The 24542-nt window shown below is 45.0% G+C and carries 21 protein-coding genes; 4 read left to right on the top strand and 17 right to left on the bottom strand.

Going from position 1 to position 24542, the window contains the following annotated elements; all coding sequences use genetic code 11:
* Positions 1–1239, bottom strand: coding sequence for a saccharopine dehydrogenase family protein (locus gpAD87_RS07675; protein ID WP_063562779.1), 1239 nt, complete (start codon positions 1237–1239; stop codon positions 1–3).
* 840 nt (positions 1240–2079) lie between these two features.
* On the opposite strand from gpAD87_RS07675, the gene gpAD87_RS07670 reads away from it, so the two are divergent.
* Positions 2080–2559 (top strand): hypothetical protein, encoded by a 480-nt coding sequence (locus gpAD87_RS07670; protein ID WP_064637247.1) that lies wholly within the window; start codon positions 2080–2082, stop codon positions 2557–2559.
* A gap of 194 nt (positions 2560–2753) precedes the next feature.
* On the opposite strand, the gene cydC is transcribed toward gpAD87_RS07670, so the two are convergent.
* The 14 genes from cydC to gpAD87_RS07600 all read right to left on the bottom strand — a co-directional run bounded on the left by cydC (position 2754) and on the right by gpAD87_RS07600 (position 18867).
* Positions 2754–4487, bottom strand: coding sequence for a thiol reductant ABC exporter subunit CydC (gene cydC, locus gpAD87_RS07665; protein ID WP_064637245.1), 1734 nt, complete (start codon positions 4485–4487; stop codon positions 2754–2756).
* The gene (gene cydD / locus gpAD87_RS07660; RefSeq protein ID WP_064637243.1) at positions 4484–6322 is read right to left on the bottom strand and encodes a thiol reductant ABC exporter subunit CydD; all 1839 of its coding nucleotides are present in this window, start codon (positions 6320–6322) and stop codon (positions 4484–4486) included. Before cydD ends, cydC begins: the two co-directional genes overlap by 4 nt.
* 64 nt (positions 6323–6386) lie before the next feature.
* Entirely contained in the window at positions 6387–7400 is a 1014-nt protein-coding gene (locus gpAD87_RS07655) for a cytochrome d ubiquinol oxidase subunit II (RefSeq protein WP_063562783.1), read from the bottom strand.
* Positions 7397–8761: a cytochrome ubiquinol oxidase subunit I gene (locus gpAD87_RS07650; RefSeq protein ID WP_064637242.1), complete on the bottom strand. Its 1365-nt coding sequence runs from the start codon at positions 8759–8761 to the stop codon at positions 7397–7399. Before gpAD87_RS07650 ends, gpAD87_RS07655 begins: the two co-directional genes overlap by 4 nt.
* Before the next feature lie 616 nt (positions 8762–9377).
* On the bottom strand, positions 9378–9911 hold the full coding sequence (locus gpAD87_RS07645) for a TlpA family protein disulfide reductase (protein ID WP_231952739.1): 534 nt from the start codon (positions 9909–9911) through the stop codon (positions 9378–9380).
* Positions 9912–9955: 44 nt separating this feature from the next.
* Entirely contained in the window at positions 9956–10669 is a 714-nt protein-coding gene (gene ccmA / locus gpAD87_RS07640) for a heme ABC exporter ATP-binding protein CcmA (RefSeq protein WP_064637240.1), read from the bottom strand.
* Positions 10662–11483 carry an ABC transporter permease gene (locus gpAD87_RS07635; RefSeq protein WP_064640791.1) on the bottom strand — a complete coding sequence of 274 codons (822 nt, stop codon included), beginning with the start codon at positions 11481–11483 and terminating at the stop codon, positions 10662–10664. Before gpAD87_RS07635 ends, ccmA begins: the two co-directional genes overlap by 8 nt.
* Before the next feature lie 26 nt (positions 11484–11509).
* Positions 11510–12079, bottom strand: a complete 570-nt coding sequence (locus gpAD87_RS07630; RefSeq protein ID WP_064640790.1) for a nitrous oxide reductase accessory protein NosL — start codon at positions 12077–12079, stop codon at positions 11510–11512.
* A gap of 2 nt (positions 12080–12081) precedes the next feature.
* Positions 12082–13440, bottom strand: coding sequence for a NosD domain-containing protein (locus gpAD87_RS07625; RefSeq protein ID WP_064637238.1), 1359 nt, complete (start codon positions 13438–13440; stop codon positions 12082–12084).
* Between the two features lie 186 nt (positions 13441–13626).
* On the bottom strand, positions 13627–14280 hold the full coding sequence (locus gpAD87_RS07620; RefSeq protein ID WP_064637236.1) for a response regulator: 654 nt from the start codon (positions 14278–14280) through the stop codon (positions 13627–13629).
* A complete protein-coding gene (locus gpAD87_RS07615; protein ID WP_064637234.1) occupies positions 14277–15122 on the bottom strand; it encodes a sensor histidine kinase in 846 nt (281 codons plus the stop codon). The genes gpAD87_RS07620 and gpAD87_RS07615 overlap by 4 nt, the downstream gene beginning before the upstream one ends.
* A 28-nt stretch (positions 15123–15150) precedes the next feature.
* Positions 15151–15879, bottom strand: coding sequence for a response regulator transcription factor (locus tag gpAD87_RS07610; RefSeq protein ID WP_064637232.1), 729 nt, complete (start codon positions 15877–15879; stop codon positions 15151–15153).
* 190 nt (positions 15880–16069) lie between these two features.
* Entirely contained in the window at positions 16070–17152 is a 1083-nt protein-coding gene (locus gpAD87_RS07605; protein ID WP_064637230.1) for an ABC transporter substrate-binding protein, read from the bottom strand.
* A gap of 101 nt (positions 17153–17253) precedes the next feature.
* On the bottom strand, positions 17254–18867 hold the full coding sequence (locus gpAD87_RS07600) for a helix-turn-helix domain-containing protein (protein ID WP_231952469.1): 1614 nt from the start codon (positions 18865–18867) through the stop codon (positions 17254–17256).
* 281 nt (positions 18868–19148) lie between these two features.
* On the opposite strand from gpAD87_RS07600, the gene nrdI reads away from it, so the two are divergent.
* From nrdI to nrdF, 3 genes are read left to right on the top strand one after another with little or no spacing between them, the layout of a single operon-like run.
* Complete coding sequence (gene nrdI, locus gpAD87_RS07595; protein WP_064637228.1) at positions 19149–19508, top strand: class Ib ribonucleoside-diphosphate reductase assembly flavoprotein NrdI; 360 nt, start codon at positions 19149–19151, stop codon at positions 19506–19508.
* Entirely contained in the window at positions 19495–21579 is a 2085-nt protein-coding gene (nrdE, locus tag gpAD87_RS07590) for a class 1b ribonucleoside-diphosphate reductase subunit alpha (RefSeq protein ID WP_064637226.1), read from the top strand. The genes nrdI and nrdE overlap by 14 nt, the downstream gene beginning before the upstream one ends.
* A gap of 42 nt (positions 21580–21621) precedes the next feature.
* Entirely contained in the window at positions 21622–22584 is a 963-nt protein-coding gene (gene nrdF / locus gpAD87_RS07585) for a class 1b ribonucleoside-diphosphate reductase subunit beta (protein ID WP_064637224.1), read from the top strand.
* Between the two features lie 86 nt (positions 22585–22670).
* Here the strand turns inward: nrdF and gpAD87_RS07580 are convergent, their stop codons facing one another.
* Positions 22671–23714 carry a hypothetical protein gene (locus tag gpAD87_RS07580; protein ID WP_064637222.1) on the bottom strand — a complete coding sequence of 348 codons (1044 nt, stop codon included), beginning with the start codon at positions 23712–23714 and terminating at the stop codon, positions 22671–22673.
* Between the two features lie 12 nt (positions 23715–23726).
* On the bottom strand, positions 23727–24518 hold the full coding sequence (locus tag gpAD87_RS07575; protein ID WP_231952468.1) for an ABC transporter permease: 792 nt from the start codon (positions 24516–24518) through the stop codon (positions 23727–23729).
* Between the last annotated feature and the right edge of the window lie 24 nt (positions 24519–24542).

The following is a 24542-nucleotide window of genomic DNA, read 5'->3' as shown; positions in this document are numbered from 1 at the left end:
TTAACGAACAAGCTCCGATTCTTTGGCTTCTTCTGGCAGTTCGTCAACGAGTACTGGGTTGAAGTCTTCAACCCATGGGAGACCCCATTTGTTCAACTCTTCCATGAATGGATCTGGGTTGAACTCTTCAACGTTGTATACGCCTGGTTTGTTCCATTTACCAGTCATCACCATTGCTGCACCAATCATGGCTGGAACACCTGTTGTATAAGAGATGGCTTGGGAACCCACTTCTTTGTAGCATTCTTGGTGATCACAAATGTTGTAAACGTAGTACGTTTTATCTTTGCCGTCTTTTTTACCTTTGAAAATGCAGCCGATGTTCGTTTTGCCCACAGTACGTGGTCCAAGGGACGCCGGATCTGGCAGTACCGCCTTCAGGAATTGCAGCGGAATGATTTGTTTGCCTTCGTATTCGATAGGTTCGATCGAAGTCATGCCTACATTTTCAAGTGCTTTCAAGTGTGTAAGATAGCTTTGACCAAATGTCATGAAGAAACGAATGCGTTTCAGACCAGGCATGTTTTTAGCCAGGGACTCCAGCTCTTCATGATAAAGCAGATACATGTCTTTCTCGCCAACTTCTTTGAAGTCATAGACACGTTTAATTTCCATTGGTTTCGTTTCGATCCATTCACCTTTTTCCCAGTATCTTCCGTTAGCCGAAACTTCGCGGATGTTGATTTCAGGGTTGAAGTTGGTTGCGAACGGATAGCCGTGATCTCCACCATTGCAGTCGAGAATGTCAATATATTCAATCTCGTCAAAGTAATGTTTCAGAGCATAAGCAGAGAATACACCAGTAACACCTGGGTCAAATCCACTGCCAAGCAGAGCTGTAATTCCCGCTTTTTCAAAGCGCTCTTTGTAATCCCATTGCCATTTGTATTCGAATTTTGCCGTATCTTCCGGCTCATAGTTCGCTGTATCCATGTAGTTCGTTTTCGTTGCAAGGCAAGCATCCATGATTGTCAGGTCTTGGTAAGGCAATGCCAGGTTCATGACGAGATCCGGTTTAACTTCGTTGATGAGGGCGATCAGTTCGTCAACGTTGTCGGCATCCACTTGAGCTGTCGTAATTTTTGTTTTGCCGCCGTCCAGCTTGGCTTTAAGATCGTCACATTTGGATTTCGTACGACTTGCGATGCAGATTTCCTCGAATACTTCGCTGTTTTGAACGCATTTATGAACTGCTACTGAAGCTACGCCGCCGGCGCCGATGATTAGTGCTTTTCCCATTTTCCATTCTCCTAACCCAATATGAATTTTTTTAAAATTAACTTCATTATTTTTCTCATTTTTCAACTTTTCGCCCGTTCTGAACCAACAAAAAAAGCAAGGTGAAAAATGCCCCAAACGCGCATCATCACACTTGCTTGTCGATATACATCATTAAAAAGACGCAAAGTTCCCATAACTAAAAAAGTTCAAAAGAACTCCTCTAGCGGAAAGCTTCTTCATGTATATCAATATCAGATCAGAGTCTATATAGCAAATAATTCGCCTTTACCACTCTTATTGACCGTTTCACAAGTTGATGTGCAGATGCACTGGTTGTAAAGTAACCAACTTATAAAATTTGAGCTTTTAACTCAATCAATAAGGCAACATAAGTTGCCAATCGGCGTTTGACCCGGCTGTCCGTATGGCCTTAACTTCCTTAAGAGAAGTGGTCAAAAATTATCTGCTGGAAAGACCTGATTTATGTTGATATATCTGCTTTCCAAAATCACAGGTCTTACAATATCAGATACATTGAAAAAAATCAAGCAATCACTAAAAATTTTTTTATTCATCATTTTGTAACACACACTTCGCCCTTAGGCATATCTGATTATAGTGGCAAATCTTTAAGTGGTTACTGCCTGTAACATGGAAGTTGGATTACCCTAAAACAAGATGATTAGGTAGAATAATCCTTTCATTTTTATGTCGAATATAGGTTATTACGCGAAGTTTAGAAAGAATATATCACTTCCAAAAATATTTTCTTCCATCTTGAAATTTTATACATTTTTGATAGATAGATACGATATATTTGGTATGTAATTTAAAATATATCCCAGAAAAGAGGATCTTATGAAAAAAGCTGTTTTGCTATTTGCTGCAATTTTCATGTTTTTGCTTTCCATCGCTCCATCAGCATCTGCGGCTGGAGACCGCCTCATTTATGACATCATGTATAACAACTCAATTCCACTCGTATCCAGCAACAACAGATTTTCTCTGCAATACAACGTTTACGGCGACCTACAGCTCTGGGATAACCGCACACGCACGATGTTATGGAACACCAAAACCAGTGACACAAGAATAAATCATTTCAAGATTGATTATTGGAGTGGAAAACTAGTACTTCAGGATCCCCAAAACACACCTTACTGGACGTCAGACAACAAGGCATGGTCTACATCATACTATGGAACGGACAATGTGCCACCCAACCTCAGAGGTAACGTGCTCATCGTTCAAAATGACGGCAATTTGGTGCTGTACAATACAGAAACCCCGAGTGCAGGCTGGTATCCTGTCTGGGCTTCCAATACAGGAGGCCATTAAGGTCTATTGTATTGGAGCACAAACTATTTAATCGAAGCTTCATTTAATTGATGCTTTCCTTCATTTTTTAGGGTCTTAAACTAAAAATACACTCCACACAGCGTAAATGTGTGCGAGTGTATTTTTAGTATGGAGAATGTTCAAACTGCGATGAAGTACACTCTTTCATTCTCATCAGAGTATATCTTGCTCTCTTACAATCCAACTTCTCCGATCATTTGCCGCTCAATCTTCTTCATCTCATAAAAATATCCTTTTTGCTCCATTAACTCCGTATAGGAGCCTGCTTCCACTACCCTTCCCTGTTCCATCACCACAATCCGATCCATCTCTTCAAGGCCAGTAAGCCGATGACAGATCAGTAGAAGCGTATCCTCGGCTGCTTGTGCATAGAGATGTTTCATCACACGTTCTTCTGTAACGTAATCCAGTGAGGAAGTAGGTTCGTCGAGAAGCCATAATCGTCCCTTGCGAAGCATGGCCCGTGCCAGAGCCAGCCTCTGCTTCTCACCGTCCGACAGGTTTTCCCCTTTTTCATAGACTACATCAGTCAATGATGTATTGGGCAGTTGCACTTTTGCTAGCACATCCAATAGTTGCTCGTCCGAATGTTCATCATCATTCAACAGCAGGTTATCCCGGATCGTTCCCCGGAAGAAATGACTTTGCTGCAAGACAACATTGGCCGTTTGCCAAATGCTCGCCTCATCCAGTTCCTTCACCGAAATGTCATTTAATCGGATCTCCCCTGTTGTAGGCGTTCGCAGTTTAAGCAGCAGTTCAATAATCGTTGATTTGCCTGATCCGCTCGGTCCGACAATCGCCGTTTTGGAGCCGGGTAAAATATGCAGCGAAATGTCCTTTAACGCCGGTCTCCACTCCCCTTCATATTGAAACGTAACATTGGAGAGATCAAGCGAAACAGCCTGATTGCCAGATAACGCGCCTTTGGGCTGCGTAGACACAGACTGCCTATCAGAGGTCTGTATGGTTTCCGTCAGTCGCTTGGCTGCGTGTTCGCTATCCTGCTTATACAAAGGTAATGTCGCCATTGCCGCAGCTTCTTCGAATACGGTTAGTGAGGCCATGACCAGCATAGCAAGAAACACGCCAGCAAGCGCTCCATCCATAATCAGATAAGCACCAAGTGTCAGCACGCCCCAGGAAATAAGGAACGTAACCAAAGCATGCATGGATTGCCCACGCAGTAGGTGTCCGGCAGCCCGTTGCTGCTGGACCGTCAACGCAGCAGAAGCCTGCTGCAGCTGTTGCTCCCGTTGAGCCAGTTGTCCGTAAACTTTCAAATCCCGGAACCCATACAATACTTCGGTGACTTCTGTGGAAAGCAGCGCCCGCTGCTCGCGAACGTGTCCATGTATTTTCCGCTGCCCAAGCAAAACCAGTCCTGGTACAACCAACGCCGTTATGAGCATACCTAATACAAACAGCCCCGCAATCCAGAATGAAAAAGCAGAAGTAAACAACACTGTCGCCAAAAAGACCATGACAACAATGATCGGTGGGTAAGCGACGCGCAAAAAATAATGTTGCAGGCTCTCCACATCCCCAACAATGCGGGCTAGCAGGTCTCCACTTCGCTTTTTGTTCAATATACCCGGCGTCAAAGGAATGAGTCGGGCAAAAAAGGATGTACGCAAACGGCTAAGCATGGAGAACGTCGCCCTGTGGGAATACAAGCGCTCTCCGTATCGGCTCGCCGCCCGAAGCAGTCCAAGCAGCTTGACCAGCGAGGTGAGTACAATTAAGGTGTACAGCGGTGGCGCAAAGACCGTTTGCGAAATCAGATATCCGCTCGCCGAGAAGAGGGCCACTCCTGCTATCCCGGCAATAAACCCACCTAGAATGGAAAGGATGATATCCTTGCGCTCCTGAATCATGGCTTTGGACAAAATCGCTAGCTCATTCATGCCAAGCCCCCCTTTCGTTGAACATCAATCATCTCGGCATACTGGGGTAGACGCGCCATAAGCTCTTCATGGCGTCCCGTATCCACTAATACACCATCGTCCATAAACAATATGCGATCGGCATGTTGAATCGTATATAATCGGTGAGCCACTGTAATCATCGTCGCGGTATCTGCCAATGTGGCAATGGAACGTTGCAGTATCTGCTCCGTGCGCAAATCCAGTCCCACCGTAGGCTCATCAAACAATATGATGGAAGGCCGCTTCAAAAAAGCTCTTGCCAAAGCAAGTCGTTGCTTTTCCCCACCAGACAGTCCTCGACCTCCTTCACCAACCAAGGTATCGAAGCCATGCTCCAATTGGGCAGCAACTTCAGCAAGCCCGGCATCCTCTGCCGCCTGCTCAATTTCAGTCCTGGACACGTTCCGGCCCGCACCAATCGCAATGTTCTCAGCAAATGTACCTGCAAAAATATACGGATGCTGTGTAATGTAGCTCACATGTTCGAACCATGCAGGCTCATCATAATCGGAAAGCGGTTGTCCATTTACCAGTACCTCTCCTGATTCTGGCTTCAGCAAACCCGCAATGAGATGGAGTAACGTCGTTTTCCCTGAGCCGCTTTTGCCGACAATGGCAATGTGTTCTCCCGGATCAAGCAGTGCTCGACCAGTCTTAAGCTCGAATAATTCGGGAGCATACCGAAATCGGAGATGGTTCAATATTATGGACGGCGGCATGGAACCGTCATTGGAAAGGTCCATTTGAAAAGTCCCTATCCTGTTCTCCCTTTCAATCCGATCTATGCTGTCGACCTCGTCAATCCCATCGGATGTACCTAATCCTTCTTTGCCCTCTACCGATTTGTTCTCCCCAGCCGTTTCCTCAAGCATCTGCTCTACCTTACGAACCGCTCCCATACTTGTTCGCCCGCTATGAAAAGCCGTTCCCGTATTTTTCAACAGACTGTAGAACTCGGGAACGAGCAGCAGCACGAGAAACGCGGTGTGGAACGACATCGATTTGAATACAAGCAGCTGGATTGCTAGTTCAAGAGCGACGATACCGATGCTTAGCATTACAATCGATTCCAGCATGAACGTATTGGTAAACGCAATCCGCAAAATGCCCATCGTGGCATCGCGGTAACCCAGGCTGGTGCGTTCAATCTCCTGCTGCTGACGGTGAGCCCGTCCAAATATTTTCAACGAAACCAGCCCTTGTAGAGAGTCCAGGAACGTACCGGAAAACTCGGCCAGCTGCGCATATTTCTCCTCTGATTTGTTCTTCGTCTTCAGTCCCACCAAAATCATGAACAAGGGGATAAACGGGGCCGTAAACAGCATAATGAAGCCTGAATTGGCATGCTGCATAAACGTTACCACCAAAATCAGAATTGGAATGATGGCAGCCTCCATCATGCGCGGCATATACAGACTGAAATAACTGTCAGCCTCATCTACAGCATCCAGAGCAACACTGACCTTACCGCCTGTTTGTCCACGAAGGGTTGATGGCATCGACGCATGGGTCAAATGTTGCAGCACGGCTGCCCGCATATTCGTCTTCGCACTGGAAGCCATATGCAAACCAACTTTTCCGTTCCCATAAGACAGCCCTGTACGTACGACCATGACAGCTAGGAGTATCCCGAGCAGCATGACGACCGACAAAAGGGAGGCCTTCTCCACGAAAATCCGTTGTACTGCTTCAGCAAGCAGCGCAGCCTGACTTACAATCGCTGTACCCAGCGCAAGTGAAATCACTGCAAGGAGCACGAGTCGTTTTCGTTGCCCAGACATTTGTTGAGAGATCAGGCTTGTTTTCCTCTTCATGTAAGCTCTCCTCCTTTCTATGAACCTGTGAGATTACTCCCTTACATCGCATAATGAATTCAATTTATTTTTTTCCCTTTACATAATCCGCATCAAACAGAAACAGTTTGAAAACCAGAATCAAGGAAGGAATCAACATACACATGCCACCGATAAACACAACCACCAGTGCGAAGCCCATCGCTGGTGAGGTTACACTGTTTTGAATTGTAATGAACGGATCAAGGATATAAGGATATTGACCAATTCCGTAAGCGAAAAAGGCACAGAAAAATTGCAGCATGATACATATAAACGCTAATCCGTAGCGGCGTCCGTTATAGATCAGCCACATCGCAATCATGAAGAATGCAACGGAAAGTGCAAGCAGCCACCATAAATCCATCATATTTTGAAAATGTCGCTCATTGTGCTGTCCCAAATAAATAAATGCAGTCAGTGCGATGATAATCGTCGGTGTGCTCCAGAACAGGGCATAGGTCCGTACCAGCTTCAATGCAGAGTGATCCTCTGCCCGCGATGCATAAAAGGCTAGAAATGAGCTGCTAATGAACAATACGGACACAATCGCCAGTCCAACAATGCTCCATGATAACGGATTGGTAAACAGCGTCCAGTAATCCAGAGAAACCGTCGAACCCTGCTTCACGATAAAACCACCTTCAGACAGCGTTAGCGCCACTGATAGCGAAGCTGGAATCAGCAATCCCGAAGCTCCATATAGAAAAAGATACACGATGTTATTTTTGGAACCATAGTTCTCAAAAGCATAAAACGACCCACGAATGGCGAGCAAAATGACCGCAATGCTTCCCGGTACGAGCAGCGCTGATCCGTAATAATAAGCCGTGTCGGGAAAGAATCCAACAATGCCAATGTAGAAAAAGACAAAAAATACATTCGTAATCTCCCATACCGGTGATAAATAACGGGAGATCAGACGATTAATCAGGTGATCCTGTTTCGTCAAGCGTGCATAAAAGGCAAAGAAACCCGCCCCGAAATCAATGGAGGCAACAATTAAATATCCATACAAGAACAGCCAGAGCACCGAGATGCCAATCAGTTCGTAACTCATGTACGCTCACCCTTTTCTGTAGACGGATTGCGCTTCTCCTTCATCCATTTCTCCATCTCGACTTCTGCCGGATTATTGTTGAACAAACGTCTTAGTACGAGAACACACATGACTCCCAGAACGATGTAGAGAAGCAGGAAGAAGAAAAAGATCATTCTGATGTTGGGTGATGAAGTGGCGGCTTCCTCAACACGCATATATCCCCGGATAATCCACGGCTGTCGCCCCAGTTCAGCATAGAACCAGCCCAGCTCAACTCCGAGAAAAGCCATGGGTGCGCCTAGTGCTATAATCCCAAGCAGCCACTTGTTCAGCTCATTGCGCTTTTTCCAGAACACAAACAGGAAGTACAGAACCGAGATAGCCAGCAGCGTAAATCCGATTCCCGCCATTAAATCAAACAGGTAGTGAACGAGCAGCGGCGGCCATTCGTCCTTCGGAAACTCCTCCAGTCCGGTTACCTCTGCATTAAAGTCACTAAAGGCCAGGAAGCTGAGCAGTTTCGGCAGGTGAAGAGCTCCTATAATTTCATGCTCTGCATTCAGCCATCCCAATAAAATCAAATCTGCGCCACTTTCTGTCTCAAAATGCCATTCTGCCGCTGCAAGTTTTTCCGGCTGATGCTCGGCCAAAAACTTGGCGGACACATCTCCCGCTAACGTGTTCAGTAAGCCGAACAGCAGAACCACCGCCATCATGAGATTCAAGGCTTTTTTGTGGTATGCAGATGCCCCTTTTCTCAGCAGCGAGAAGGCTGCAATTCCGGCTAACAGGGCAGCTCCTGTCAAATATGCTGAGCTTAATACATGAAACACCTTGGAGAACGTCGCCGTATTCAGCATCGCCTCCACTGGGTTAACCGCTGTGAATTGGCCTGCTTCCATGACAAAGCCTCCAGGCTGGTTCATGAAGCCGTTCACCGTCGTAATAAACACAGCCGACATGCCTGCTCCCGTGACGATTGGAATCGTCAGCAGCCAGTGAATGTATGGATTTTTGAATCGATCCCACGTATACAAATAAATGCCCAGAAAGATCGCTTCAAAAAAGAACGCAAACACCTCCATGAATAACGGAAGTGCAATGACATTCCCCGCCAGTTTCATAAAATTCGGCCACACCAGGGCCAGTTGCAGTGAAATCGCTGTACCGGTCACCACACCAACCGCCACAGAAATGACAAACCCTCTTGACCACCTCTTCGCCATCAGTGTGTAATGGGGGTCCTTCTTGCGAATCCCCATGAACTCTGCAATTGCGATCATTAGAGGTATACCGACGCCAAGCGTCGCAAAAATAGCGTGGAAGCCCAGCGTCATACCTGTCACCAGCTTGCTCCACATCACCGTATCGATTGCCATTGTTTACTGCCTCCTTTCAAACTCTGTTCGATTTTCGTACTGATTTGAATCTTTTAATTATTAGGTCAGTCAGCCCTTGGACTGCGTTCTTTATCAGGTTGATAGAAGCCCCACTAGACTGGTTCAGAGTTTATCTACAAACCGTTCCTCCATCGTTGTATGTACAAAGAGAATTTTTTCACAAAGTAAGAGACGAAGGAGCTTTGCCACACCATCATTGTGTATTGCTACATAGTAACTGGACTGAGCATGGGTTGGCGAGCTGTGTTTTACCTGATACTGAAGGGCCAAAGTACTTAACAGGACCTAATAGTTAAAATTATTATATCTTTGTGAATTAGCAATTCAATCACTGACACGTCTTCGTCCCTAAATGTTCAAGAAAGGATCAACTCTTTCTGACAACTCGGTGAAAAGCGTAAAAAATACCCAAAGGAGCTATTGATTCTTTGGACACAACCGTGGTATTGCGATTTTCAATTCTACTATGCGTGCAAGATGTTCGGGAAAACCGTTCGCGGTTGTCTGGATTCTTATAGCAGCTTACAAATAAAAACAAAAGAAGCCGCTCGTATAGCGACTTCTCGACTTCTTTTGTTCATAAGTCTGCATAGCTTCAATTCTTTTGCTGTAAAGTCTCCTCCAGCCATTGCTGCAAAGGAATATCCTTAGTCAACTCACCGAGCAGAATGTGACTGAATATGCCTTCCTGATCTATAATCATGGTCGCTGGCAACCCGGTGATGCGATACAGGCCGGAGACCTTTCCGGTTACATCAATGATAACAGGGAAATCGAATTGCTGTTTCTCCAAAAATTCACGAATGGTGCCCTTCGCTTCCCCCACGTTGACAAACAGGGTCTCTACATCGTTTTGATATGTCTGAGCAATCTGATTAATCATTGGCATTTCCCTCACACAGGGCGTGCACCATGAAGCCCAGAAGTTAATCATGACGACTTTGCCCCGATAATCGGAGAGCTTCACCTGTTCTCCTGCTGAGTTAACCGCTGTGAAATCGGGAGCAATTGCACCTTCTTCAATGGCACCGGTTCTTTTGGGCTCGGATGATGAAGTCCCTTGATAAATTGCCCACGCAGCGACCAGCACAGCAGCCATTCCAATCAGGATGGTAAGCAAACGTATCATTTTCAAACTCATTTTCGCACTATTTTTTTTCAATAAATTCACCTTCATTTTAAGCCCAGACTATGATGAAATGCAGCATGAAGCGACCCGAACTGTTGACGAAACTCCTCAGTAGAGCCATCTCCCACATTACGTCCTTGGTTCATAAAAACAATGTGATCAGCAACATCATCTGCAATCTCAAGCTGGTGGGTGGAGAACACGACCATATGTCCCTCCTCCTTGATCTGTTTTATCAGATTTGTAAACTCTTGCATCCAGAAGGGGTCCAGTCCATTCGTCGGCTCATCCATGATCAGCAGCGGAGGCTTGGACAGCAGAGCCTGGGCAAATAATACACGCTGCCGCATACCTTTGGAAAAGGTCGTGACCCGTTTCTTTTTTTGATCGGCCAAGCCTACCATAGTCAGCACTTCCGTTACTCGCTCTTTGGGCACTTTCCTAAGTGCTGCCCAGAACTGGAGCACTTCCTCTGCCGTCAAACCCTGGTTGAAATGATAATCATCCGGCATATATCCGATCTGTTCCGAATATTGCTTTCGTTCTTTGGACCAGCGCATCTTGTTTACAATTATTTCACCCGAGGTAGGTTGAAGAATACCTGCAAGCATACGCAGAACGGTGCTTTTTCCGGCACCATTTCCGCCGCATAAGGCAAGCACATGACCGGAAGAAACGCGAAAGGATATATCTTCAACAATCTGTTGTTTTTTTATGGATTTACACAGTCCAACAATCTCTGTTTCCACGTTATCCATGGGAACGTCCCCTTTCCCATATCCCGTACACTGCCACGATAGAACATGTAATCCACAGAAGACATATCCCCATAAAGATCCAGCTCCCGCTCGATGGATGTACCCAATCTACCCACTGATAATATTCAGGTCCCAGTATCGAGCCCCCGCCAAGTTTGATCACCACAAACAAACGTACCAACTCAGCCGGATTGATGAAGGTTAGCACGGTGAGTAGGGGTTTTACCCACTGATACGGCATGAGTCCCAGCACGGAAATTAGAAGCGTGGGCCACCCGATCACAGCAAAAAACCAAACGGATACCGATATCGTTAAAGCTTGCCACCGATTTTTGGATAACGAACCGATGAACAGTGCAATAGTCAGAAATAGCAACACCAGTCCGCAGGAGAATACCAGAAACAAAAGATATGTCTTAACATCTAAAGGGCTACCCACCCATCGGCTAAGAAGTCCCATCAGGCCATATCCGAATGTAACTATCGTCATTAATACAACCGACAGCCCCAGATATTTGCCAACAATAAAAGACATCGTGCCAATGGGGTAAGTGGACAACAGCTGCCAGCTGCCCTCTTCCTTTTCAGAAGTCAACGAGAACGAACCCAGAAAGAGGGTCATCAGCGGCAACAGATAAAGAATAAGATTTAACATGGAACCTGTAGTGCCAGAGTATCCTGCTACAAAATTCTGAGAATTAATGATTAACAGACTCAGGCTAAACACGCAGAAAAGAATCAAAAATGAATATGACCATGGGTTGCGAAATCCCATTTTCATTTCTCGTCGAACGACTTGTACCATATCTCCCATCATGCATCACCATCTTCATTGGTCATTTACTTATGGCCTGAATCTTCCGTTGTTTCGCTTTCCCCATGTGTTTCTTCGTGCATACCTTCACCCATTCCCACTTCGGAATGCCCATGCTCACCCATCATTTCCATCGTCTCTGTGTTTTGTTTCCAGTCGTGGGAGGCGAGGTCTTCAGCGGTCATAATCGTTCCCAGACCCTGCTCGGCAACAAAAGCTTCAGCAGATGGTTTATCCTTGAAATTGAGAATGCCGTAAGCCATCGGAGTACGCAGTGAAGCATCATATACATAAGTGGCTTTGCTGTACTCAATCCATTCCTTGTCATTATAATCACGAACAAAATCCATCCCGATGTTATCTGTTCCGTTCTCTTCTTTCCACTGGTGCATACAACCAATGTCATCAAATTTATAATTTTTACCGTCTTTCGTGGTAAGCTGCGTAGCATAAGCATCATCTTCCACCTGCATTTTGCAAATGGCACAGATATCCACGTCTTCATTAATAGGCAATGCCTCGTATTTTTTTCCGCAAGCTGTTAATAACAGCACCCCAAAGAGAAGCACCATAACTGTTTTCCAATGTGTTTTCATTTTCATTTTCGTAATACCCCCATATTGATCATAATAAAAGTGGCCAGGCCCAGCAGAATGCATCCGATGATCCAAACCCCGGTTGTATTTTTGACCGCTTGTGTACCTGTCTTCGTCGTCTGTGATTCCGCTTCCATACTCATTAATGGCGATCTGTCGCTTGTCCACTCTGCCTTGCCTTCCGTAAACAAGTTGCTCATAAAGATCATGCCTGGAGATTGAAAGAAAAGCTGATAGGCCGAATTCCGGTTGACCACTTGCTCATAAAAAGGATTAATTCCATAGGACAGTTCACTAATTCCATCATCGTTCAGGTCAAGACCTTGAAAGGAGTCCCAGAAGTTTTCCTTCATCTCATTGTTCCGGCTGTCCATCGCTGAAGCTTCAATCACATTCGAAACAAATTGGTTTCTGGTAAACTGATTATCCTCCGCAAGCACGAGCTGAATTCCGATGAAATTCCGGAGCACCGCATTGCCGCGAATTTCATTACCTGAGGATTCAGCAATGTTCATGCCAACACGATTACCTTCCACGACATTGTTATGAACCGAGGATTGCTGTACGTCATACAACAAAATCCCTTGTGAATGCACATTTTTGTTCTGTTTGCGAAAAGAATTTCCCGATACAACCGTATTCTTGACGCCCATGACCATGGCTCCGGTACTGTTGTTCTCTCCCACATTGTCCACAACAGAAGAGCCATCGATATACATACAATGAATGCCATACCTGGTATGTAACAGCGTGTTAGCCTTAACCGTAAGATTGCGACTGTTCTCCAGATATATACCATCCCGCATGCCCGTAATTTTGTTGTCTTCGATTTGGGTACGATGGGAATTGTACAGATCAATGCCATTCCCCTTTTGACCACTGGAAGCAGACTCCGGTCCAGCCCATGAAATAGTATTGCTATGTATGAGCCCATCGACAGAACCCCGCAGCACGATTCCAAAACTTTGACTCTGAATATCCAGGCCCGTGATCTCTACTCGATCTCCTTCAACCTGAATCGCTGCAGTGGGTTCATTTGTTAAGTGTCGTACCGTGAAACCCTGCAATGTCACTCCATCTGAACGAATGGTAATGGTGGATTCAGCTTCCGTATTCAATACCATTACGGATGAGTCCCCTCGAATGGATATATTCTTGTCTATACTTACGGGACCAGAATATATACCCGGCTCAAGCACAAGCACTTCTCCAGGTTTAGAACCATCAATGATTGACTGGAGTGGAATAGCATCTTTGGTTTCAGGAGCAGCATTTGCAGTGTCCAGCGGGTAAGATAGCGGGATCAACAGTATCCCTATAAGCAGCAATATGCTCAGGACAATCCGTTCGCGAAACATCATAACCTCCTTCATGAAACACACTGCTCATAGTGTACATAAAAACAAATTTTTACCATATAGCTCAAGCTAGCTATAGAGCTGGACGTTTTGTGTCCAAATTGTGAGGTCATTGTGGTAAAAGTAGAAAAATCACATCCACTTAACATGAAAATAGAAAGAACACACGGATATAGTAAAAAAAGCTTATTACAGACGATTATGGTCTGTAATAAGCCCTTGCTCCAATGCGTAACGTGTCAGTTGAACACGATTTTGAACCTGCAGTTTTTGCAAAATATTTTTCAAATGATTCTTGACGGTATACTCTGAAATTGTATAATTCACAGCGATTTCTTTGTTCGTCCATCCTGCAGCCACGCCATACAGAATATCCTTTTCCCTTGTCGTTAGTGGAACGTCAGGTTCTTTTTTCTCCGTGAGTGAGACATCCTTCAGGATTTGGTAAGCCACCTCGCGGCTCAATGGAGCTTCTTCTGTAACGATGGAATGAAGATATTCCAGCCACATGGAGGGTTCAAGGTTTTTGAGCAGGTAACCCTGAGCTCCCCGCTTCAACGCTTCCAGAAGGTGGAGTACATCATCCGAGACAGTAATCATAACAATTTTCACATAAGGAAAGGCCAGTTTGATCCGCTGTGTTGCCTCAAGACCGTTCATAATCGGCATCTGAATGTCCATGAGGATTAGATCGGGAAGCCACTGTTCTGTATAGTCAATCGCCTGTTGACCGTCCGACACGACGCCAATCACTTCGAAGCCAGGATCCATGGATAAAATTTCACATATGGCTTCTCTCGCATGAGCGTGATCGTCTACAACAAGTACGCGAGTATGGCTCATAACATCTCACCATCCTTCGAAAATTCAACAACAGTAAGCTGCTGTTCCCTTCGGAATTGCATGTTAAAGTTCAGTTCATTCATCCGCTCTCTCATAATTTTAAGACCATATCGATCCTTTCGTTCAAAAGGATTCATCTCAAACCCTTTTCCATTATCTCGAATCGTGATATTCCAGCACTTCTTGTGTCCGTTTCCCTGAATCCATCCTTGGGAAGCAGAAGCATGCTTTTGAATATTAAAAAGAGCTTCCCGAATACAAGCGAGCAGTTCTACTTTCTCTTTGTCAGTAAATGTATCATCCGGGATGCTCCAATCCAGTTCGATTCGGACGGGGATATCTTTGGCAATTCTTCGAATTTGACCAAGTAGTGTGACCGATTCGTTCATAGTGAAGGTATTGTCAACGTTAGGATCATAACGTAAATCGGCAATGGCCTGACGCACATAACGATTGACTTCATGAACCGTTTTTTTGATCGAATACACATCGTCCAGCTGTTGATCCAGCTTGGCTTGTTCCTCCAGACGCCCCACTTTTACCGATAATAGAAAAAGGGATTGCGCAATTCCATCATGGAGTTCCTTGGCCATCTTTTCACGCGATTCCAATGCGGCTTTGGCTTCACGCTCATGCTCCAGCTCTTTTTGAATACGTTCCAATATGAGAAACAGGCGAGTTAACAACGTTATACTCACGACATATACAATGACAGGCGTAAGCCAGTTGCCCAAATTCATTGATATGTAGGGGAGCAGAAACTGATGTCGTACATACTCCCACAGTCCAACGGTCAAGGTGGGAATGAGCAAAATCATCCACTTGATTTGTTTGTAAGACATATTCTCCTCCTGAACTGCAAGATAAGAATCAGTGAGGCAAACGAAGAATATAACCGAACCCCCACAGGGTTTGAATCAGATCTTCCCGATTCGGCACATACTCGGATAGTTTGTCACGCAACCGTTTCACATGGGTATCTACAGTCCGATAATCCAGATCTTCCTCATGCTCCACTTTCCAAACAATTCTCAGCAAATCCTGCCTAGAGAATGCGATTTCCGAGTGTGTCGCCAGATGATAAAGCAAATCAAATTCTTTGGGAGTCATATGAATCTCCTCTTGTCCTACTGTGACTCTACGAGAAGTTGGATTGATTAGAATGGAGGAAATCAACACCTCGCTCGCTGAATGATCTTTTGGCGCAGGTTCGATTAATCCGTTATAACGAGCCATCATAGTTTTAATACGTAACACAACCTCCCTCGGACTGAATGGTTTCATGACAAAGTCATCCGCCCCTGCTTTGAAAGCTTCAAGCCGATCAGTTTCTTCTGACTTGGCTGTCAGAAACATGACGGGTATGCTTAAGTTGGTCCTAAGATAATGGCATATTTCAATTCCCTTAATATCGGGAAGAATCCAATCGAGAATGATCAAGGCATAAGAACCGTGATGAAGCTGCCCAAGGGCTTGCCAGCCTAGCGAAGCCTCCTCAACGATAAATTGTTCTTTCTCCAAATACATGCGAAGAAGTCTTCGGACCCGTTCATCATCATCTACAATCAATATTCTATTTTGCTGCAGGGTCCCGTTCATGTCTTACCTCCAAATCTTTGCGATATTCTGGTTATTTTCTTAGTTTCTCATTGTAAAGCCTCAAGCCAGTGAGTGAACTTGATGTAATCAGCATACCTTCAACGTACTCAAAAGGCATGACTCCATAGAGCCATGCCTTTAATAATCTATCTCTGAATTGTAGACAATGTATGAACGATTATGTCCAGGCTTATTTCTTGCCGGTGACGGCTGCTACCACATCGTCGGCCACCTTGCCGTCTGCAATTGGGCCGGACATCATCCAATGTCTGGCGGACACTTTGAACACATGGTTGTCCTTCACAGCAGGCATCGTTTTCCATACATGAAGTTTCTCGACTTCCGTTGCAACGGCACTGTTCTCATTGAACTCTTCTTCCGTGCTAATCGATCCTCCGTAGATGGCAAACACATAATCAGCTCCAATGGAAGGCAGCTTCTCTAGAGATGTCGTGACTCCCCAATCGTCCTTAGTATCCTTCTGGAATGCTGCAACGCTTTCGTCTGGATTTAACCCCAATTCAGAGTAGATAAGTGGAGCGAAGCTCGGGAAGAACACCTGCAGATCCTTGTCCGATGGACGCATGAAGACAACTGTTTTGTCCGGGCCCACAGCCGAAATGATATCTTCCTTGGCCTGTTTCAGTTTGTCGGTGTTCGCCTGAAGCACCTCCTGTGCTTTATCTTTCAAGCCCGTTGCCTTGCCTATTTCCACAATGGTTTTCTCCCAATCATCCGGTGAATAGGCAATGGTTGGCGCAATCTTGCTCAGTTCCTCATACGCTTTGTCATCAATGGCGTTTCGCTGAACCACGATAAGATCGGGCTGGGTTGCCAGAATGGCTTCCAGATTCGGATTGAAATCCGCATTTCCAGCGAGTGGGATGTTCAGTGCTTTGAGCTGGTCATCCAAGTAGTAGCCATCAAAGTCGTATGCATAGACCATCGGTACACCCAGGGACAATGTAAGATCCTCAAGACCAAATACGGCAACACGTTTTGGATGCAGCGGAACTTCCGTTTTGCCCATGGCATGTTCGATGACCTGGGTCTGAGGCTCTTCGGCAGTTTGAGTCGCTGCGCTTGCGTTTGTCTTGGTCGTTTCTGTTGTGGCTTGCTCCCCTGCTGTATTTGTTTTATTTCCGCAGGCAACAACCATAAGTGAAAGAACCAATAGCAGGAGCATCAATCCTGCAAATCCGCGTTTCCTTCCATGTGTAGCCTTTTTTGAACGATCTCTTCTAAAGAGATCATTATTTTCTGTGTGAGACATGAGTTCCCCTCCGCATTTCTGTATTGAGAATGATTATCACATGATGATTATACAGATGTTCCTCAGCGAAGAAAATAGAAGAAGATGTCTACTTTCGCCCATTACCGGGCACTAAATAGCAAGTTTACTTCCTGAAGCAGAAGTTCATGCCGATTGGCTGTATGTTCCAGCATCGGTTCGCTTAACCAATGTCCTCCCTGTGTCAGATAGACTTGTCGGTTTCGTACGGCATGCAGCTGTTTCCAGCTTTCCGCATGTTGAAGCCTCTCCCACACCATCAGGGAATGATGGTCCTTCATAACACTAACGATGATGACGTCCGCATCGAATGCAGCAAGCTGTTCGGCTTCCACGTATCTGGTAAATTCGATCTGATCCACACCCGAAGCCGCGGCAATCTTCAAATCGTCATAAAATACGGTTCCTGCTCTTCTACCCCAGATCTGAATGCCCCGGGGAGACACACTTAATGCGATTAGCTTACCTTGTTGAAACGAATCAGGAATATGATGAAGAACCGTTTCCACCTTTTCCTCATATCGAAGAAACCATCTTTCACTTTCATTCTCCCGATCCAAAAAACGGGCCGTTCGCCGCAGATGTTGCCGCCAATCCTCTCCGTGCCAACTTAGAAACAACACCGGTGCGATATGCCGCAGCTTCTCTTTCTCCTCTTCGGGGATCATCTCGTCCAATGCAACAATCCGGTCTGGCCTGGCCCGCATCAATGCTTTGAGGTTGAAATCATAGTCGTGGCTGAGTGCCACCTTGACATCATAACGATATTTCCGACGGTAATCATCTGTCCAAAACTGATCAATCGGCGCTGCGAAGGGGATGATTTGCAGGGTCAGCAAATGCCCTATATTGGGCCAGCTGTACGCGGCTGTTTTGCATTTCCTGTTTGCCATATATGTACGAGGCGGTAATCCAACCTGCTTTTTAAACTGGCTGCTGAAATAGTGTTGGTCCTTGAAACCTGCCAACAGAGCAATGTCCTTCAGTGGTTGTCCTGCTTCCATCAGACGTTTGGCCTCGTTGGTGCGAATCTCTGCCAGATAGTCCATCGAACTCTGACCGAACTTCTCTTTGAATGATCTCATGAAATAATAGCGGCTCATGCCCGCTTCATCGGCCAGGTTCTCGACTGTGATTGTATCCTGATAGTGATGCAGCATGTATTTCCGTGCTCTCTCGAGTGCGTTCTCGTGTTGGTTCTGCTTCTTGAACAGCAGATGCAGCAGGTCCTGGAAACCTGCTTGGCTTGCGAAACGATCTGTTGAATCACCGGTATGCCAGTAACAGACGATTTTTTCGCAAAGTTGCTGCACCTGTGCATCTGGAAACGTGATGGACCTACCAAGCTCCGTCAACAAATGCTCAGAGGACACCTTCTGTCCTTCATATGGAATGATGCCGATATGAATCCGGTATATGATCTGCTCTCCATCCGTTAAATAAACGGTCTCGACCCGTTGGCCTGGTAATACTAAATGGGCACTATTTGGAACGAACGGATGCGGTATGCCATCAATGACGATTTTGCCGTGACGATTTGCAGCAACAAGAATGACATGATCTGGGGTTTCTTCGTATACCAAACGATAGGCCTTGTCGACCGAATCCTTGAATACGTTCTTTAATCCATACCATGCGAGATCTGCTGCTGTCTGTCCTTCACCCTCTGGGTGATTTTGTTGTACATGTGTCATCATAGCGCATCCCTCTTTTCGAATCTTCTTCAAAATTCTAAATGATAACAATTCTCAATGTCAATCATAATTCTCTCATGCACCAAATATCGTGTCTTCGAATATGGATATCTACTAAGCCACAAATTTTTTAAACCTAGTAATAGAGCCCATTCATCCGGTTTTTCACAAAATTGATACCGATAAGCATTTGACAAAGCTATATATTGATATAAAATTAAGAAATAGATCTATATATAGTGTTTGTTTTTGATCACCTTTCATTTGTCAAGGAGGATATGATAGTGCTAATTGTGTATGATTCTATAACCGGGAATGTTAAGAGGTTTATTTCCAAGCTTCAACTGCCGGCTGTTCAGATTCAGAATCAAATGACGATTGATGAACCGTACGTACTTGTGACATATACAACAGGTTTTGGGCAGATACCTGATAAGGTGTCTTCTTTTTTGCAAAAAAACTCTGCATACCTGATTGGCGTAGCCGCCAGCGGTAACCGTAACTGGGGTGAGCGTTTTGCCAAAAGTGCAGATTTAATATCTGCATCTTATAACGTCCCGGTTATTAGTAAATTTGAATTATCGGGTTCCAAGAAAGACGTGGAGTATTTTGAACAGGAGGTGAGCCGCATTGCGTCATATTGAATTAAATAACATGCTGCTAAAGCGCGACTCTGATGGCTTCTTCCAGTTACATAAGGATAAAGAGGCTGTAGAGGAGTTTATGAAAGAAATCAAAGATAAAAGTATGGCGTTTGCCAAGATTGATGATCAAGTCCAATTCATGATTGATCATGATTATTACGAAGATTTCTATGCTTCCTATACAGCTGACCAAGTTAGAACCGTATTTGAAATTACGCGTGGCTATCAATATAACTTTCCTTCCTATATGGCAGCGTCTAAATTCTATACTGATTATGCATTGAGAACATATGACCGCAAAACATACCTTGAGCAATATGCGGATCGAGTAGCAGCCGTAGCACTTCATCTGGGTCAAGGACACTTCGATACGGCTTGTTTGCTGTCTCGTTCTATGATGGAACAACGTCTTCAACCGGCAACCCCTACTTTTCTAAATGCGGGAAAAAGTCGGCGCGGTGAACTGGTTTCCTGCTTCCTGCTTGAAATGGATGATTCACTGAACTCCATAAACTATGTACTAAACACTTGTATGCAATTATCCAAAATCGGTGGTGGAGTGGCTGTCAACCTGTCGAAGTTACGTGCTCGTGGAGAAGTCATTAAAGGTGTCGAAGGTGCTGCTAAAGGCATCACGCCTGTTCTCAAGCTGATGGAAGACGGCTTCTCCTACGCTGATCAGATGGGTCAACGTAAGGGTTCCGGCGCAGCATACTATAATATTTTCGGTTGGGACGTTATGGAACTGCTGGATAGCAAAAAGATTAATGCGGATGAGAAAATCCGCCTGAAAACTCTCTCTATCGGACTTATTGTACCTAATCGTTTCTATAAGCTGGCTCAAGATAATGAGCCCCTGTACCTCTTCGCACCTTACAGTGTTTATAAGGCGTATGGAACACATTTGGATGATATGGATCTGGACGTAATGTATGATACCTTGCTGGCTGACGACCGCGTGAAGAAGAAAAAATCGCTCAGTGCACGGGATATGCTGACCAAAATAGCGATGACTCAACTTGAATCCGGTTATCCCTACATCATTAATAAAACCAATGCCAATCAAGCACATGCCTTGAAAAACGTAGGACAAGTCAAAATGTCGAACCTTTGCACAGAGATCTTCCAGCTCCAAGAAACTTCTGAAATTACAGACTATGGTCAACCGGATATTATTCGCAAAGATATCAGCTGCAACCTGGCCTCCCTCAATATTGTTAATGTTATGGAGAGTGGCAAGATCAAGGAATCCGTTCATGAGGGAATGATCGCACTAACCTCCGTCAGCGACATGACACATGTAGCCAATGCTCCCGGTGTGGCAAAAGCCAATTCCGAAATGCATTCCGTTGGCTTGGGTGCCATGAATCTGCACGGTTACTTAGCCAAAAACAGGATTGCTTATGAGAGCTCGGAGGCCAAGGATTTTGTACGTACCTTCTTTATGACCATGAATTATCATTCTCTTGAGAAAAGTATGGAGTTTGCAGAGCAAACGGCTCAACGGTTCTATGGATTCGAGCAATCGGACTATGCGACTGGGGTATATTTTGATCGTTATGTGACTACGGATTACCGTCCCACCACATCGAAAGTACAAGAATTGTTCAACGGAATTGCTGTTCCGTCTCCTGAAGATTGGAACCTGCTTAAGTCTAAAGTGATGACAAATGGTCTCTATCATGCCTATCGCATGGCTATTGCTCCAACGGCCAGCATCTCTTATATCCAAAACGCAACATCCAGTGTAATGCCCATCGTGGAACAAATTGAGACACGGACCTATGCCAATTCAACCACGTATTATCCGATGCCCTATTTGCAAAAGGATAATGTCTTCTATTACAAGTCAGCGTATCAAATGGATCAATTCAAGGTAATTGATTTGATTGCGGAGATTCAGCCGCATGTGGACCAAGGCATCTCAACCATTCTTCATGTAAACAGTGATGTATCCACGCGGGAGTTGGCTCGCTGCTACCTGTATGCTGCTCATAAAGGGTTGAAATCTCTGTATTATACAAGAACCAACAAGCTGACGATGGAAGAATGCATTGCTTGTTCAATATAAATAATTTCCCTTTAGGGTATTACGATTGGAGTATGATATACCATGCCGGCAATTCAAGCTGTGAACTGGAATCGGGCGGATGATGATTTCACACTGATGTTCTGGAATCAGAATATTATGCAATTTTGGACCGATGACGAGATTCCTTTATCCGATGATAAAATGACCTGGGGCATGCTCAGTGATATAGAAAAAGACGCTTATATGAAAGTTTTGGGAGGCTTAACCCTTCTGGATACGATCCAGGGCGGTGTAGGTATGCCGCAGATTATGGAGCATGTCGATGGACTGCAACGCAAAGCCGTACTTAGTTTTATGGCGATGATGGAACAAATTCATGCGAAATCATACAGTAGTATTTTTACCACATTGGCATCAACCGAAGAAATTGACAGTGTATTTAAATGGGTGGAAGAAAATCCATATCTGCAAACCAAAGCGACGGTTATACGTCAGTATTACATGAACATTGAAACTTCAAAAGATCTGTATATGGCGATGGCGGCCTCCGTTCTTTTGGAAAGTTATTTGTTTTACAGCGGATTTTTCTATCCACTCTATTTAGCTGGACAAGGCAAACTCACATGCAGTGGTGAGATCATTGATCTGATTCTGCGGGATGAAAGTATTCACGGTGTATATGTGGGGGTATTAGCCCAGGAAATATACGCGAGCTTTGATGAAACGCAGCGGAACGATGTGTATCAAGGTTTGGTTGATCTAGTACAGCTTCTTCATCAAAATGAGTTGCAATATACGGAGGCATTATATACACCTATTCATTTGACCGAAGAAGTGGAAACCTTCCTTCGTTATAATGCTAATAAAGCGATGATGAACCTCGGTTTTGAGCCATTATTTGAAGACGAGGAAGTTAACCCGATTGTGTTAAATGGAATCAGTACACATACCAAACAGCACGACTTTTTCTCTAAAAAAGGCAATGGGTATATTCGTACTCTGAATGTAGAACCTCTGACGGATGATGATTTCAAGTTTGAATAAGTCATAAAGAATCATAATAAGGCTAACGTGAGCCTATGAATATAAATAAAGAAGGCTGTTCCTCCCCGAGGAATAGCCTTCTTTATTTACTTTTCGAGCAATGAAATCAGTCTTTGCAGCAGAACAGGCTCTTCCTTGCGGAATTGCTCCAACCGGAGTCTTACCTTCGCAAACACGGCTTTGTCTTCACGAATTTCATGACGGATGTATTGATCCCTTAGCTTCATTGCCCTGGTGGTTATATCCTGATAACCATTCACAAGTTCTTCGTCGTAGGGGATCATCCCCTCATCGATCAAGTAGGCAATCCGTTCACTCATCATTTTTTTGTGCTCCCAGAGCACATGAAGATGCCTTACATCGTTACGGTCACCGAGACGAGGATCGTTGCTCTCTACCGCATCATAGTACATTTGCAAATAGTCGTAGACGTCAATTCCGAAAGCCTGTTCGTCATCAGGAATGTAATTAATGCGATTCAGATGAGTCTCACCGTTCAGGTAATCATGCAGTTGGTCGAGTGCTACGATTCTATCGAAAGGATAAGGAGAATGCGGCTCATATTTGTAAAAATAAGTGTGATGATCCGCGGTGAGTCCCTCTCTGAGCAGATGTCTCATGGAATGGATAGCATCCAGGAATTCCGTGAACGGAATCTGTACATTGCGGTAAACTCCCGTATTGTCGAACATGGAAGCATCAAAAATGCGTTTGTCCCAATCGAAACCGTACAGAAAAAGATGATGCGGAAACGGTTCCTGCTGATAGGCCGCCGCTGGTGGTAGCTTCGCTTCGTCCAAAAACACGATGCAATAATAGCCGCTACGAATCTGATCCGCGAAAAATTGGGGCCAGGCGTCCAGCGCCAAATGCTCCAGAATTGTATAATTCACAGAGCATGTGAGTAGAAATGGATTATTGAAATTCAGTTCGTTGGGTTTACCCCGAAAAAAGTCGATATAAAACTGTCTGCCATCATCCAGAAAGGTTTTCTTGCAGGACAACTGAATGAAATTGCTGTAATACCAAGGAATTGTTTCCTCATGTGCACTGGTAATCGAAAGCGTGTAAGCCCACCGCAGAAATCCTTTAAGCGGCGGATTTAACACGGGCAGCTGAACAGCATTCATTCTTTCTCCCCCTTAACTGCTTGCACTACTATATCCCTTTACAGCCTGTTTCCAGAGCACTCGTATAACTGTGAAGAGTATAAGCGAAGCGACCAGCGCCAGTCCTGTATAGAGCCAGCTGAGCTGTCCTAGCAGGAACATTGGTCCAAAATTGGTAATCAGGAACAGCGGAATGACAAAGGTACCGATCCGCCGGACCCAAGTAGGGTATATTGCCATTGGAAAATTGTTGGCATCCCAGGCGGAATGGGCGATCTCCGATGCGGAACCTGTCTGAACGAACCGAAATGACAGCAATGCAGGGATAATCATTAGACAGTATGTGATGATAACGGACACGAATAACAGCAGCATAAACCCGGCTAGCTGGAGAAACGTCAGGGGTATGTCCATCGCATGCCAGCCAATGCCAATCATGACGAAACCAACTAAAATATCAGGGATTGGCAGCGCCAGATCGACATAACGCAAAGAAGCCATAAATTGAAGAGAAACCGGCTTCGTTAGCATTAGATCAAGTGAGCCGTCCTTAATATATTCCGGAATTTTCGTGAAATTGGTGAAAAACAGCCCGACATACATACCTGTCACCACGGTGTGCATGCCTATAAATAGTAGCAGCCCTTCGGGCGGTATGCCATCGACGTGAAGATCGGTGCGGAACACGACGAGTACATATAACAGTTTGGCGAGCAGGTAGACGGATTCCACCAGCAGGCTCATCAAGAAATTGCCTCGAAACTCCATCTGGGCAATGAGACAATTTTTGATGAACATGCCATACAAATGTGCGTATTTTCTCATGGCTCTAAACATATGGAATCTCCG

Origin of the sequence: Paenibacillus sp. AD87 (assembly GCF_001659845.1) — a bacterium.
GTDB classification, from domain to species: Bacteria; Bacillota; Bacilli; order Paenibacillales; family Paenibacillaceae; genus Paenibacillus; species Paenibacillus marchantiae.
The sequence above is the reverse complement of the archived record's forward strand: the minus strand, read 5'-3'. Positions and strand labels throughout refer to the sequence as shown.

Bases quoted from the DNA above. Each gene is read 5' to 3' on its own strand.
- gpAD87_RS07675 (WP_063562779.1), bottom strand. From the start codon at position 1,239: ATGGGAAAAGCACTAATCATCGGCGCCGGCGGCGTAGCTTCAGTAGCA.
- gpAD87_RS07670 (WP_064637247.1), top strand. From the start codon at position 2,080: ATGAAAAAAGCTGTTTTGCTATTTGCTGCAATTTTCATGTTTTTGCTT.
- cydC (WP_064637245.1), bottom strand. From the start codon at position 4,487: ATGAATGAGCTAGCGATTTTGTCCAAAGCCATGATTCAGGAGCGCAAG.
- cydD (WP_064637243.1), bottom strand. From the start codon at position 6,322: ATGAAGAGGAAAACAAGCCTGATCTCTCAACAAATGTCTGGGCAACGA.
- gpAD87_RS07655 (WP_063562783.1), bottom strand. From the start codon at position 7,400: ATGAGTTACGAACTGATTGGCATCTCGGTGCTCTGGCTGTTCTTGTAT.
- gpAD87_RS07650 (WP_064637242.1), bottom strand. From the start codon at position 8,761: ATGGCAATCGATACGGTGATGTGGAGCAAGCTGGTGACAGGTATGACG.
- gpAD87_RS07645 (WP_231952739.1), bottom strand. From the start codon at position 9,911: ATGATACGTTTGCTTACCATCCTGATTGGAATGGCTGCTGTGCTGGTC.
- ccmA (WP_064637240.1), bottom strand. From the start codon at position 10,669: ATGGATAACGTGGAAACAGAGATTGTTGGACTGTGTAAATCCATAAAA.
- gpAD87_RS07635 (WP_064640791.1), bottom strand. From the start codon at position 11,483: ATGGGAGATATGGTACAAGTCGTTCGACGAGAAATGAAAATGGGATTT.
- gpAD87_RS07630 (WP_064640790.1), bottom strand. From the start codon at position 12,079: ATGAAAACACATTGGAAAACAGTTATGGTGCTTCTCTTTGGGGTGCTG.
- gpAD87_RS07625 (WP_064637238.1), bottom strand. From the start codon at position 13,440: ATGATGTTTCGCGAACGGATTGTCCTGAGCATATTGCTGCTTATAGGG.
- gpAD87_RS07620 (WP_064637236.1), bottom strand. From the start codon at position 14,280: ATGAGCCATACTCGCGTACTTGTTGTAGACGATCACGCTCATGCGAGA.
- gpAD87_RS07615 (WP_064637234.1), bottom strand. From the start codon at position 15,122: ATGTCTTACAAACAAATCAAGTGGATGATTTTGCTCATTCCCACCTTG.
- gpAD87_RS07610 (WP_064637232.1), bottom strand. From the start codon at position 15,879: ATGAACGGGACCCTGCAGCAAAATAGAATATTGATTGTAGATGATGAT.
- gpAD87_RS07605 (WP_064637230.1), bottom strand. From the start codon at position 17,152: ATGTCTCACACAGAAAATAATGATCTCTTTAGAAGAGATCGTTCAAAA.
- gpAD87_RS07600 (WP_231952469.1), bottom strand. From the start codon at position 18,867: ATGATGACACATGTACAACAAAATCACCCAGAGGGTGAAGGACAGACA.
- nrdF (WP_064637224.1), top strand. From the start codon at position 21,622: ATGCCGGCAATTCAAGCTGTGAACTGGAATCGGGCGGATGATGATTTC.
- gpAD87_RS07580 (WP_064637222.1), bottom strand. From the start codon at position 23,714: ATGAATGCTGTTCAGCTGCCCGTGTTAAATCCGCCGCTTAAAGGATTT.
- gpAD87_RS07575 (WP_231952468.1), bottom strand. From the start codon at position 24,518: ATGAGAAAATACGCACATTTGTATGGCATGTTCATCAAAAATTGTCTC.